This window comes from Nocardia acidivorans NBRC 108247, from assembly GCF_001625085.1.
Taxonomy (GTDB): Bacteria; Actinomycetota; Actinomycetes; order Mycobacteriales; family Mycobacteriaceae; genus Nocardia; species Nocardia acidivorans.
On sequence record NZ_BDAW01000027.1, the window covers coordinates 23,487 to 35,734 of the forward strand.

At 67.6% G+C, this 12,248-nt stretch carries 11 protein-coding genes and 1 pseudogene; 3 read left to right on the forward strand and 9 right to left on the reverse strand.

Annotated elements, in window-relative coordinates; translation table 11 throughout:
* Positions 1-55: 55 nt before the first annotated feature.
* The 7 genes and pseudogenes from NA10_RS16395 to NA10_RS16425 all read right to left on the reverse strand — a co-directional run bounded on the left by NA10_RS16395 (position 56) and on the right by NA10_RS16425 (position 7,520).
* Positions 56-1,057: an NADP-dependent oxidoreductase gene (locus NA10_RS16395; protein WP_067568711.1), complete on the reverse strand. Its 1,002-nt coding sequence runs from the start codon at positions 1,055-1,057 to the stop codon at positions 56-58.
* Between the two features lie 77 nt (positions 1,058-1,134).
* On the reverse strand, positions 1,135-2,358 hold the full coding sequence (locus tag NA10_RS16400) for an acyl-CoA dehydrogenase family protein (protein WP_067568712.1): 1,224 nt from the start codon (positions 2,356-2,358) through the stop codon (positions 1,135-1,137).
* Positions 2,359-2,399: 41 nt separating this feature from the next.
* Positions 2,400-3,507: pseudogene (locus NA10_RS16405) on the reverse strand (acyl-CoA dehydrogenase family protein).
* Positions 3,504-4,697 carry an acyl-CoA dehydrogenase family protein gene (locus tag NA10_RS16410; RefSeq protein ID WP_067568713.1) on the reverse strand — a complete coding sequence of 398 codons (1,194 nt, stop codon included), beginning with the start codon at positions 4,695-4,697 and terminating at the stop codon, positions 3,504-3,506. The pseudogene NA10_RS16405 and the gene NA10_RS16410 overlap by 4 nt, the downstream one beginning before the upstream one ends.
* The gene (locus NA10_RS16415) at positions 4,694-5,728 is read right to left on the reverse strand and encodes a phosphotransferase family protein (RefSeq protein ID WP_067568714.1); all 1,035 of its coding nucleotides are present in this window, start codon (positions 5,726-5,728) and stop codon (positions 4,694-4,696) included. The genes NA10_RS16410 and NA10_RS16415 overlap by 4 nt, the downstream gene beginning before the upstream one ends.
* A gap of 17 nt (positions 5,729-5,745) precedes the next feature.
* The gene (locus NA10_RS16420) at positions 5,746-6,498 is read right to left on the reverse strand and encodes an SDR family oxidoreductase (RefSeq protein WP_067568715.1); all 753 of its coding nucleotides are present in this window, start codon (positions 6,496-6,498) and stop codon (positions 5,746-5,748) included.
* A 200-nt stretch (positions 6,499-6,698) separates the two neighbouring features.
* Positions 6,699-7,520 (reverse strand): SDR family oxidoreductase, encoded by an 822-nt coding sequence (locus NA10_RS16425; RefSeq protein ID WP_067568716.1) that lies wholly within the window; start codon positions 7,518-7,520, stop codon positions 6,699-6,701.
* Between the two features lie 202 nt (positions 7,521-7,722).
* Here NA10_RS16425 and NA10_RS16430 point away from each other — a divergent pair, with 202 nt between their 5' ends.
* On the forward strand, positions 7,723-8,655 hold the full coding sequence (locus NA10_RS16430) for an alpha/beta fold hydrolase (protein ID WP_157556556.1): 933 nt from the start codon (positions 7,723-7,725) through the stop codon (positions 8,653-8,655).
* On the opposite strand, the gene NA10_RS16435 is transcribed toward NA10_RS16430, so the two are convergent.
* Positions 8,652-9,323 carry a TetR/AcrR family transcriptional regulator gene (locus tag NA10_RS16435; RefSeq protein ID WP_307188396.1) on the reverse strand — a complete coding sequence of 224 codons (672 nt, stop codon included), beginning with the start codon at positions 9,321-9,323 and terminating at the stop codon, positions 8,652-8,654. The genes NA10_RS16430 and NA10_RS16435 overlap by 4 nt on opposite strands.
* A gap of 740 nt (positions 9,324-10,063) precedes the next feature.
* On the opposite strand from NA10_RS16435, the gene NA10_RS16440 reads away from it, so the two are divergent.
* Positions 10,064-10,264, forward strand: coding sequence for a hypothetical protein (locus NA10_RS16440; protein ID WP_067568718.1), 201 nt, complete (start codon positions 10,064-10,066; stop codon positions 10,262-10,264).
* A 68-nt stretch (positions 10,265-10,332) separates the two neighbouring features.
* Here NA10_RS16440 and NA10_RS16445 read toward each other — a convergent pair whose 3' ends face one another.
* On the reverse strand, positions 10,333-11,475 hold the full coding sequence (locus NA10_RS16445) for an acyl-CoA dehydrogenase family protein (RefSeq protein ID WP_067568780.1): 1,143 nt from the start codon (positions 11,473-11,475) through the stop codon (positions 10,333-10,335).
* A 137-nt stretch (positions 11,476-11,612) separates the two neighbouring features.
* On the opposite strand from NA10_RS16445, the gene NA10_RS16450 reads away from it, so the two are divergent.
* Positions 11,613-12,206, forward strand: coding sequence for a TetR/AcrR family transcriptional regulator (locus tag NA10_RS16450; RefSeq protein ID WP_067568719.1), 594 nt, complete (start codon positions 11,613-11,615; stop codon positions 12,204-12,206).
* Positions 12,207-12,248 lie beyond the last annotated feature (42 nt).

Sequence of the window (12,248 nt, forward strand, 5' to 3'; positions counted from 1 at the left end):
TGTCAGGCGGCCGCGCGTCCCCGGCCGCGACGGGAGCCGGGGACGCGGCCCGGTGTCAGAGCGCCAGCACGAGCTTGCCGGTGTTCGCGCCCGTGAAAAGCATGTTCAGTGTGTCGCCGAATTGCGCCACACCGCCTTCGACGACGTGCTCGCGGCTCTTGATGCGCCCCTCGGCCAGCCACCGCGCCAGTTGCGCACCGGCCTCGGGGTAGCGGTCGGCGTAATCGAACACCACGAACCCGATCATGGACGCCCGGAACACCAGCAGCGACATATAGCGCGAGGGCCCCGGCGGCGGCTTCTGCTCGTTGTAGGCCGAGATCGCACCGCACAGCACGACGCGCGCACCGCGGCGCAGATTGGCCAGGGCGGCATCGAGGATCTCACCGCCCACATTGTCGAAGTAGATGTCGATGCCGTCCGGGGCCACCTCGCGCACCTGCCGCAGCACATTGCCCGCCCGGTAGTCGATCGCCGCGTCGAAACCCAGTTCCTCGGTGAGCATCCGGCATTTCTCCGCACCACCGGCGATACCGATCACGGTGGCGCCCTTGGCCTTCGCGATCTGCCCGGCCACACTGCCCACCGCACCCGCCGCCGCCGAGACCAGCACGGTATCGCCCGGTTGCAGTTTCCCGACCTCGAGCAGACCGAAATACGCTGTCATACCGGGCATTCCGAGCGCACCCAGCCAGGTGGGGCCGGACGCGGCATTCAGATCGACGCGTTGCACACCGCGGCCGTCGCTGATCGCGTACTCGGTGACCCCGAAGGTGCCGCTGACCGTATCGCCGACGGCGAAGTCCGGATGCCTGGACTCCACGACGGTGCCGATATCGAGCGCGCGCATCACCTCGCCGATGCCCACCGGCGGCAGATACGAGCGCACATCATTGAGCCAGCCGCGCATGGCCGGATCCAGTGAGATGAAGGAGATCTTCACCAGCATCTGTCCCGCGGTGAGCGGGGGCAACTCGGTGGTGACCACGCTCCAGGTGTCCGCGGTGGGCAGTCCGGTCGGCCGTTCGGCCAGCAGTACCTGCAGGGTTTTCGTCATGCGGGGCTCCTTGTCGTCGAATTCACTGGGGCGGCTGGGTCTTTCCGGTGGGCGGCTCGGTCTTTCGGATGGGCGGCTCAGGCTTTCCGGCCCCAGGACGGATCCCGGCGCCGCAGTTCACGCTGTGCGATGGTGCGCTTGTGCACCTCGTCCGGCCCGTCGGCCAACCGCAGCGTCCGCACATGCGCGTACATGGCGGCGAGGGGGAAGTCACCGGAGACGCCACCGCCGCCGTGCACCTGAATGGCCCGGTCGATCACCTTGAGCGCCATCTCCGGCGCGGCGACCTTGATGGCGGCTATCTCGGTGCGCGCGTTCTTGTTTCCGACGGTATCCATCAGATACGCGGCCTTGAGAGTCAGCAGCCGGACCATCTCGATCTCGATGCGGGATTCGGCGATCCAGTCCTGGATATTGGCCCGATCGGCCACCGGCGCACCGAAAGTGGTGCGCGCCTGGGCGCGATCGATCATCAGGTCCAAGGCGCGCTCGGCCATGCCGATGGCGCGCATGCAGTGGTGGATGCGGCCGGGACCCAGTCGGGCCTGGCTGATCATGAACCCGTCGCCCTCCCCGGCCAGCAATGCGGTACGGGGCACCCGGACATTGTCGAAGACGACCTCGGCGTGGCCTTCTCGATCCTGGTAGCCGAACACGGTCAGGCCGCGCACGACGGTCACCCCGGGCGTATCGATCGGGACCACCATCATGCTCTGCTGCCGGTGCACCGGTGCGTCGAGGTCGGTCTTGCCCATGACGATGAGCACCTTGCAATTGCGGTGTAATGCGTTGGAGGTCCACCATTTACGGCCGTTGAGCACGTAGTCGTCGCCGTCGCGATCCATCCGCAACTGGATATTGGTGGCATCGGAACTGGCGACCGCGGGTTCGGTCATGGCGAAGGCGGAGCGGATCTCACCCGCCAGCAGCGGCGTGAGCCATTCCCGCCGGTGTTCCTCGGTGCCGAACAGGGTCAGCACCTCCATATTCCCGGTGTCGGGGGCACTGCAATTGGTGGCCTCGGGCGCGAGATGCGCACTGCGGCCCATGATTTCGGCCAGCGGCGCGTATTCGGAATTGGTCAGCCCCGCGCCCAGGCCGGGGTGCGGATGGAACAGGTTCCACAGCCCGCGCTTGCGCGCCTCGGTCTTGAGTTCCTCGAGGATCGGCGGATGGTAGTGCGGGTCACCGGATTCGGTCATCTGCGCTTCGAAGATCGGTTCCGCCGGATAGACGTGCTCGTCCATGAAGGCGAGCAGATCGTCCCGGTACCGCTGGGCCTTGCCCGAGAGTTCGAACATCGCTACTCCTGATCGTCGTTGGTGGTGCGGCGCATGCGGTGTCAGTCCCGGCCGAGTGGCAGGTCGATCAGCCCGGCGAGCACGGATCGATGGTGTGCGGGAGCGCCCAGCCCGATCTGATCGGCCTTGGCCCGCTTGAGGTACAGATGGACCGGATACTCCCAGGTCATACCGATGCCACCGTGCAACTGGACCGCCTCCTCGGCGGCGTGCACCGCGATCTCGGCGCAGTACGCCGCCGCCACGGCTCCGGCGATCGCGGCGTCCGGATCGTCGGCCGCGAGCGCACCCGCCGCGTATCGTGCTGTCGCACCGGCGGATTCGAGCTCGACGTACAGATCGGCGAGTCGGTGTTTGAGCGCCTGGAAGCCGCCGACCGCGCGCCCGAACTGCCGCCGCACCTTCAGATATCGCACGGTCGTGTCCAGGCACCACGCCGCGATCCCGACCTGTTCGGAGGCCAGCAGCGCCGCGCCGGTCGCCAAACCCGTACGCAGCGCGGGCAATCCGGCCCCCGCCGCCACGACCACCCGCCCGGGCGCGGCATCGACGGTGATATCGGCCAGGGGCCGGGTCATATCGAGCGAGACCACCGGTTCCACCGTCGCCCGCGAGGTCGCGAGGGCATGCACCTCGGTGCCCTGCGGGGTCTGCACCGCCGCGAGCAGCACCTCCGAGTCGAGGGCTCCGGCCACACTCGTCACCCGGCCGGACAACCGGCCCTCGGCGTCCTGGACCAGGGTGGGGATCTGCTCGACGGTCGCGGCCGAGAACGGTGCGAGCAGGGCCGCGGTGCACTCACCCGTGGCCAGGCGGCCGACGAGGTCGGAATCGCCCGCCAGCAGTACGGTCGCCGCGATCACGCCGCTGGTCAGAAACGGCACCGGCGCGGCGAAACGCCCCAGCTCCTCCAGCACCACCGCGGCATCGCGTGCGGAACCGCCCGCACCGCCCCGGTTCTCGGGGATGTAATCCGGCCAACCCCAATTCGGCGGTGATTGTCTTCCACAGCGAGCGCGTGAGCGACCGGTCTCCGGCATAGGCCGCCAGCACCGCCGCCGGATCGCAGCGGTCGTTCAGCAGAGTTCGCACCGTCGCGCGCAGCGCGGACTCGACATCGGTGTCGAGCAGCAGGATGTCCTCGCTCATCGGATCAGGTCCTTCCAGGCGATGTCCTTGTCCGCGCGCGCTTCACCGGGCAAACCCAGCACCCGTTCGGCGACGATATTGCGCATGATCTCCGACGTCCCGCCCTCGATGGAATTGCCCTTCGCGCGCAGGTACCGGTAGCCCGCGTCCCGGCCCGCGAAGTCGACGCGATCCGGGCGCACCATGGTCCAGTCCTCGTAGCGCAGCCCGTCCTCACCGAGCAGTTCGAGTTCGAATCCGCTGAGCTGCTGGTTGATTCGGGCGAACGACAGCTTCAGGGCCGAGGTCTCCGGACCGGGCTGCCCGCCCGCGACGCGCTGGCGCAATCGGGTGGCCGCCAGGCGCGCGGCCTCGGCCTCCACCCACAGGCGCAGCAGCCGATCGTGCAGTTCCGGGGTGTGCCTGTCGGCATGCGCGCGCCAGGTGCGGGTCACCACGCCCAGGATCCCGCTCTCGTGCGGCATCGGGCGTCCGCCGATGGAGACTCGCTCGTTATTGAGGGTGGTGGTGGCCACCCGCCAGCCCTCGCCTTCCCGGCCCAGGCGATTCGCATCCGGGATGCGCACATCGGTGAGGAACACCTCATTGAATTCGGCCTCGCCGGTGAGCTGGCGCAGCGGTCGCACCTGCACGCCCGGGGCGGTCATATCGCAGATGAAATACGTCAGTCCAGCGTGTTTCGGGCGATCGGGATCGGTGCGCGCCACCAGGATCGCCCGCTGCGCCTTATGCGCCACCGAGGTCCAGACCTTCTGCCCGTTGACGATCCAGTCCTCGCCGTCACGCACGGCGCGGGTGCTCACCGCGGCCAGATCCGATCCGGCGCCCGGTTCGCTGAAGAGCTGACACCAGATCTCCTCCCCGGCCCACAGCGGCCGCAGATAGCGGTGGCGCTGTTCGGGTGTGCCGTAGGCGAGGATGGTCGGCGCGGCCATACCGAGCCCGATGCCATTGAGTTCGGGATTGTTGCCCGGCGCTCCGGCCTGCTCGAACAGGGCGTCGACGAAGGGTTGCAGTTCCCGGTCGACACCGAGACCGCCCGCGCCTAGCGGGTGGTACACCCACGCCAGCCCCGCGTCGAAACGCGCGCGGTGGAAGGTCACCGGATCGGTGGTGGCCGGATCATGGTCGGCGAGCAGGGCGCTCACGCGCCGGCGCAGATCCTCGCGTACCGCTTCGGGATTGGTCATCTGCCGTTCTCTCCGAGCGCGGCGATCCCGGCACGCAGCAGCGGGTCCACCATCTCGCCCATCTTCTCGAAACCCGCGCCGACGGTCTGGCCGTGCAGATAGCGGTAGTGAATGCCCTCGGCGATGACCGCGAGCTTGAATGAGGCCAGCGCGACATAGAACCCGATATGCGTCAGATCCAGATCCGCCAGCCGCGCATAGCGTTCGAGCATCTCCGGTTCGCTCAGAAAGCCCGGTGCCGCGGCGACATCGGTGACACCGGGGATGCGATGCATGCCCATGCGCTGGTAGACCAGCAGCAGGCCGATATCGGTGAGCGGGTCACCGAGCGTGGCCATCTCCCAATCCAGCACCGCCGCAACCTGATCGGCCGCGTCGACGAGCACATTGTCGAGGCGGTAGTCGCCGTGCACGATCCGCGTCGCCGATTGCGCCGGTTGCGCCGCGGCGAGCAGCTCGTGCAATTCCATCGCGGCGGGCAGCTCCCGGGAGTACGAGGCGTCGAGCTGTTTCCTCCAGCGCCGCACCTGTCGTTCCAGGAAGCCCTCGGGCCGCCCGAAGTCCCCGAGACCCACCGCGGCCGGATCGACCGAATGCAATGCGGCGAGGGTGTCGATCAGGCCGGTCGAGATCGCGGTCGTACGCTCCGGACCCAGTTTCTCGAGTTCGGCGGCGGTGCGATACGGCGTGCCCGCCACCAATTCCATCAAATAGAAAGGCGCACCGATGATTTCGGTGTCCTCGCAGAGCGCGTAGGTGGCGGGCACCGGAACATCGGTCGGGGCCAGCGCGCTGATCACCCGGTGTTCCCTGGACATATCGTGCGCGGTCGCCAGCACATGGCCCAGCGGGGGCCTGCGCAGCACGAATGATGTTGTGCCGGTAGTGATCGCATAGGTGAGATTGGACTTCCCCCCGGCGATCACCCGGCCGCGCAATGGCCCCGCGGCCAGGTCCGGTCGTTGTGCGGCAAGCCATTCGGTGAGCCGGTCGAGGTCCAGGCCGGGCAGGGCGGTATCAGCGGAATTCATCGTGGCACCGGGATCGATCAGACGCCGCCGGTCAGCGTGACGCCGCCGTCTACGACCACGAGTTGTCCGGTCAGCCAGCTGGCGTCCTGGGAGAGCAGGAACGCCACCACGCCGCCGATATCCTCCGGTACTCCCAGTCGCTTGAGCGGATAGTTCTCCGCCACTTCGGCTTCGTGCCCCTCATAGAGCGCACTGGCGAATTTGGTCTTCACCACCGCGGGGGCGACCGCGTTGACCCGAATCGTGGGGCCGAGTTCGACGGCGAGTTCCTGGGTGATGTGGGTGAGCATCGCCTTGCTGGCACCGTAGAACCCGATGCCCGGCGCGGGTTTTGTGCCCGCTACCGAGGAGATGTTCACGATCGCGCCGCCGTGCTCGTGCATCCACCCCTTGTAGATCTGCTGCACCCAGGACAGGGCGGCCAGGCAGTTCACCTCGACGATCTTGCGGGCCGCGGCCAGGTCGAGCTCGACCATCGGCCCGAAGACCGGATTGATGCCGGTGTTGTTGACCAGCAGATCGGCGCTGCCGAAGGTGTCGATGGCGCGGGCGATGGTCTCGGCCTGATGGTCGGCGTCATCGGCGCGCCCGGCGACGGCCAGCGCGTGGGCGGGTCCGCCGAGCGTGGCGACCGCTTCGTCGAGCGCCTCTTTCTTGCGCGCGGTGATCACGACCTGCGCGCCCTCGTCCACCAGGCGCTGCGCGATCCCGAGACCGATACCCCGGCTCGCGCCGGTGACAATCGCGGTCTTGCCGTCGAATCTGTTCACAGAGTGGTCCTTTCGGAGTACGGGCGATCCGCGCGAGATGCTTACTAAGCGCTTGGTAAGTACTGGCCACGATGCGTGACGCGGGCCTCATCGGTCAAGGGTGTGCGGTGCCGAGACCAGTGTGACTCGTGACACATTCGCATCAGCCTAGCGCTCTCACCAGTGCTGATGCTCCGAATGTCGAATCCGGATTCGGGTATTCAGGACTTGGCGTCCTCCAGCAGGCGGCGCTGGTACTGCCGCATCCCGGACAGCCAGCGGTCGTAGTCGGCGCCCTTGCGCCGGTACATCTCCAGCACCTCGGGGTGCGGCAGAATCAGGAACCGCTCCTCGTCGAGCGCGGCCAGCACGATCTCGGCCACCTCGTCCGGGGTCAGCACCGCGCCCGCCGAGGTCACGGCTCGGGTCGCGGCCGCGCCGAGCGCATCGCCGGAATTCTCCCCGGCGCGCAGCAGGGCGGTCTCGACGCCCATCGGGCACAGGCAGCTCACCCGGATGCCGCGATCGCCATAGGTCACCGCCAGCCACTCGGCGAATCCGACGGCGGCGTGCTTGGTGACCGAATAAGCGGCGGAACCGATTTGGGTGAGCAGTCCGGCGGCGGACGCGGTGCTGACGAAGTAGCCTTCGCCGCGTTCGAGCCAGCCCGGCAGCAGCAGGCGCGCGGCGCGCACATGGGCCTGGAGATTGACGTCGAGGGCGGTCGCCCACGGACCATCCTCGCCGAGCCCGACCGGCCCGGCGACACCGGCATTGGCGAAATACACATCGACCGGGCCGAATTCGGCCTCCGCGCGGGCGATCAGCGCTTCGAGCTGCGCGATATCCGAAACATCCGCACCCACCGCCACCGCCGTTCCGGGGTGCTCCCAGGTAATCGCGGCCGCCACGTCCGCAGCGGCGTCGGCATCGAGATCGGCGATGACGACCCGCGCCCCGTCCCGTACCAACCGCGCCGCGAGCGCTCCACCGATTCCGCCGCCGCCTCCGGTCACCACCGCGATCTTTCCCGCGACCTGCACGAGTACTCCTCTTCGAGTCCGAATGATCCCGCCTGTCTACCCGCCTCCGCGCCCGCATTCAAGGGCGGGAATCCGGGGGAGTGGCGGAACAGGATATGAAAAGGGCTGCGGCGCAGTATGTCTCAGCGCATAGTTGAACTCGGCGTCAATTTTGCCTACCGTGTGTCCCACCCCGGACCGGTAGCGCAGCATGAAGGGCAACGTGACCACACGAGATCTACGCGAGGATTGGCAGCGCCTGGGCAGCCGTCAGGTGCGGGCCAATGGCATCGAATTGCGGGTCGTCGAGCACGGCGACGGCGTGCCGGTGGTGTTCTGCCACGGCTTCCCCGAACTCGGATTCTCTTGGCGGCACCAGGTTTTCGCGCTCGCCGCGGCGGGCTTTCGCACCCTGACCCCGGATATGCGCGGTTACGGCGGCAGTTCGCGACCCGAGCGGATCGAGGATTACGACATCCTGACCGTCTGCGCGGATCTGATCGGCCTCCTGGACGCCACCGGCATCGAGGACGCGATCTTCGTCGGCCACGACTGGGGCGCGTCGGTGGTCTGGCAGCTCGCCCGCGCCTATCCGGATCGCGTGCGCGCGGTCGCCGGGCTCAGCGTTCCGGCCACACCCCGCTCCTGCGGCCCGCCGGTGGCGATTCTGCGTGCACGGCTCGGCGACGACTTCTACATGTGCTGGTTCCAGGAACCCGGGGTCGCGGACAGGGCGCTCGCCGCGGACGTGCGCCGCACGCTCCTGCAGGACGAGGTACTCAGCGCACGAGCATTCCTGGACACCGACACCGCCGAACCGCCCCTGCCGCCGTGGCTCACCCCCGCCGAATTCGACTACTACGTCCAGACTTTCTCGGCCACCGGATTCACCGGCGGCCTCAACTACTACCGCACGCTCGACCGCAGCTGGGAGCGCACCGCGCATCTCGCCGACACCACGATCGCCCAGCCGTCCCTGTTCATCGCAGGTTCGGCCGACCCCGTCATCCGCTTCACGCCGCTGGCGAAAATGCCCGCCGTGCTGACCGATCTGCGCGGCTCCATCATTCTCGAGGGCGCGGGCCACTGGATTCAGCAGGAGCGCCCGCGCGAGGTCAATGCCGCCCTCATCGACTTCGCGCGCGAGATCGCCTAGTCGTGCGCGGAATCCTCGTCCGTGGGCTCGGCCGGTGTCAGCTGTAACCCGTTGATCCACAACTGGTTCAGCGTCGTCACCAGTTTCTCGAACGAAATGCGCTGGTGCTGCACGAAAACCGTGTACGCCATCCGGCTCACCATCGCCGACAGCGCATGCGCGGTAATGCTCGGATCCAACTCGGCACTGGCCTGCCCCGACTCCTGCAATGCGCGAATCATCCGCGCGTTGCGCTGCACGAACGCCTTCCCGCGCTCGACCCGCATCCGCCGAAAGTTCTCATCGACCTGCGCGACCTGTTCGAACAACCCCATCAGCCGGGCATTGCGCCGGTACGACTCCAGATAATCCCGATTCGCCGCCTCGATCAGGCTCCGGGCATCGGTGATCCCACTGCGCTCCCGCAGATGCGGATGCAACATCTCCTCCCGCACCTGCTCGACCAGCGCCGCGAAAACCTCTTCCTTACTGTCGAAGTACGTATAAAACGACCCCGACGCCATCCCCGCGGCCTTCGCGATATCCGAGATCCGAGAATCGATATACCCATCCCGCTCGAACACCTCCCGCGCCGCCGCAACCAACGCTTCCCGAGTCCGCACCCCCCGCCGAGTCCGCGGCCCCACCCGCCCCGATCCCCCCTCTCCAACCCCGTCTCCGCCCACCACCCACGCACAACCTGTCGATCGACGGACATTTTCGAGGTGGTCACAGTATCACCGCCCCGAACCCGCCCTGCTCAGCCGTGCCTTTCGTGCGTTGAGCCGAGCCCTTCGAGGGAGCGTATGTCCAACAACTCTTCCTGGCGCGCTCGTGCCGAATGGAGTCACTAGGCATGTCTCCCGCGAGCCACTCGCGGTGGTCGCTTATGGCACGCGAACACCTGGTTCCAGTCGGATCACGCCGCCCGGCCTGTCGTGTCGGTGCGGCACAGTGAGGGACTGCTGCAAGATCAGGTGACAGGTTGACCTGCCCCTGCGGCAGTCCCCGGTTCAGTGCACGCACACGGCGAGCTGAGTGTGGTGGATTGAAGCCGTGCACTGTCGAATGCGTTTGGCTCACTTGACAATCCGGATCGTGTGTCAGAGGTTGTCGATCGCCGAGCCCAGGTCATCGCCGTAGCTTGACCAGCACAGGATCGGCTCGTGCGGAGAGGTCCGTTGGCCCATATGCCACTCGCCGTCGTCGACAGAGCGTGCGAGATATAGGCCGGAGAGGTCCACGACGAGGTCGACATTCAAAGGCGCGCCCTGCTCGGGTCTGCTGGGAGTTCGATATACCAGCGTGCTCGGGTCCGCCACCGTGCGGCGTCGTCCTGAGAACGTTGCCGCACACCGTCAATCGTCCAGGAATCTGGAAGTGACGTGTTGTCGGTGAGGTTCTCCATACTCACCGTGAATACCCTGTCATGCCGCTGGCCGCGCCGACCGTGCACCGCGCCACCTTCGGCCAATCCAATCCCGGTAACAACACCTACGCCATTGTCGAGGGCCTGCCCCACGGTGACATCCTGTTCCACAGCATCGGCGGACCCTTCCGAGTCAAAATCGCCAATAGCCCCTGGTCGGCCCGCCGCACGATCGAAACAGACGGCGGGCCGACCCGGTGACCACACGATCCGCACTCCGCGATCCGCACACCTTCGGCCCGGTGTGCGAACGGTACGACCGCGGCGAATCAATCGTTCGCCAGGCTCCGGGCGATGACCAAACGCTGAATCTGGTTGGTGCCCTCGAAGATCTGCGTGATCTTGGCTTCGCGCATGTAGCGCTCGACCGGGAAGTCCTGGGTGTAGCCGTAGCCGCCGAAGACCTGGACGGCGTCGGTGGTGACCTTCATGGCCGCGTCCGTGGCGATGAGTTTGGCGACGCTGGCCTGGCGGGAGTAGGGGAGGCCGGCATCGCGGCGGCGCGCGGCATCGAGGTAGGTGGCGCGGGCGGAGTCCACGGCGGCGGCCATATCGGCCAGGACGAAGCCCAGGCCCTGATGGTCGATGATGGGGCGGCCGAAGGCTTCTCGCTCCCTGGCGTAGGAGACGGCGTCGTCGAGGGCGCGCTGGGCGATGCCGGTGGCCACCGCGGCGATGCCGAGGCGGCCGGAGTCCAGGGCGCTGAAGGCGATCGAGAGGCCCTGGCCGGGAGCGCCGATGAGACGGTCGGCGGGCAGGAAGGCGTCGTCGTAGGCGGCGGTGGTGGTGGGGACGGCGCGCAGGCCCATCTTCTCCTCTGGCTTGCCGAAGGACAGGCCGGGGGTGTCGGCGGGAACCAGGAAGCTGGAGATGCCGCGCGAGCCCTCACCGGTGCGGGCGAAGAGGGTGTAGTAGTCGGCCTTGCCGCCGTTGGTGATCCAGGCTTTGGTGCCGGTGACGCGGTAGCCGCCCTCGGTTTCGGTGGCGCGGCAGCGCAGGGCGGCGGCATCGGAACCGGCGTGCGCCTCGGAGAGGCTGTACGCGCCGATCAGGTTGCCGGACAACATGTCCGGAAGCCAGCGCTGCTTCTGCTCATCGGTGCCGTAGACGAACAGCGGATGGCACGACAGGCTGTGCACGCTCACCGCGACGGCGACCGCGGCCCAGCGCGCGCCGAGCTCCTCCAGGACCTGGAGGTAGACCTCGTACGGCTGACCGCCGCCGCCGAACTCCTCCGGATACGGCAGGCTCAGCAGCCCCGCCTGGCCGAGCGCGCGGAAGGCCTCGTCGGGATAGCGCTCCTGCTTCTCGTACAGCGCGGCGTTCGGTTCCAGGACCTTGTCCGCGATATCGCGGGTCAGCTCGATGAGGTCGTGGGCTTCGGACGTGGGGAGCAGGCGGTCGACGGGCATGGCTTCCATTCTCCGGTGGGTGCGGGCGGGGCTGTCGTCGCCGGTCGACCGGCATGAGCCCGTGCCTGCACAGTACGTCCAGCATCCAATTGCGTGCAAGGGTGCACGCAATTGCCGGGTGTGGCTAGACTGACCGGGTGGTATCCGCCCTGCCCCCGAACAAACATCAGGAGAAGAGTCTGCGTACGCGGGCGCTGCTGCTGGACGCGGCCGTCGACAGCCTCGCCGAGGTGGGGTATGCGAGCGCGTCGATCGCGGATATCACCGCGCGGGCGGGGGTCACCCGGGGCGCGCAGCTGCATCACTTCCACACCCGGCAGGAGTTGTTCGCGCAGACCATCGAACATCTGACGCAGCGGCAGCACGAGGCATTGCAGCGGCGGATGCGCACGCTCGGGACCGCCTCGCGCGGTGAGACCCTGGTGGAATTGGTGACCGCGCCCTTCGCGGGCAAACTCGGCAAGGCTTCGGTCGAACTGTACGTCGGCATCGCCAATGAGAAAGAGTTGCGCCGCAATATGTTACGCGTGCAGCACGAGCTGACCGTCGAACTGCTCGACGCCTGCGCCGCGCGCATCGACATCTCCCGCGACCGCCTCGAATCGGCCTTCTGGCTGACCATCAACCTGGTGCGCGGCGCCACCCTCGACGAGATGGTGGGCCGGGATCGGTTGCGGCGCAAGCAGGTTCTCGCCGAATGGGCGCGCCTGGCCGACGGATTGCTTGCCTGAGAAGCGAAACGGGACTCTCGGCGGCCGCGATACACCGGTGGT

Excerpts from the sequence above, each read along its gene's own strand:
- NA10_RS16440 (WP_067568718.1), top strand. The coding sequence starts at position 10,064 with ATGCCGCTGGCCGCGCCGACCGTGCACCGCGCCACCTTCGGCCAATCC.
- NA10_RS16400 (WP_067568712.1), bottom strand. The coding sequence starts at position 2,358 with ATGTTCGAACTCTCGGGCAAGGCCCAGCGGTACCGGGACGATCTGCTC.
- NA10_RS16445 (WP_067568780.1), bottom strand. The coding sequence starts at position 11,475 with ATGCCCGTCGACCGCCTGCTCCCCACGTCCGAAGCCCACGACCTCATC.
- NA10_RS16410 (WP_067568713.1), bottom strand. The coding sequence starts at position 4,697 with ATGACCAATCCCGAAGCGGTACGCGAGGATCTGCGCCGGCGCGTGAGC.
- NA10_RS16395 (WP_067568711.1), bottom strand. The coding sequence starts at position 1,057 with ATGACGAAAACCCTGCAGGTACTGCTGGCCGAACGGCCGACCGGACTG.
- NA10_RS16415 (WP_067568714.1), bottom strand. The coding sequence starts at position 5,728 with ATGAATTCCGCTGATACCGCCCTGCCCGGCCTGGACCTCGACCGGCTC.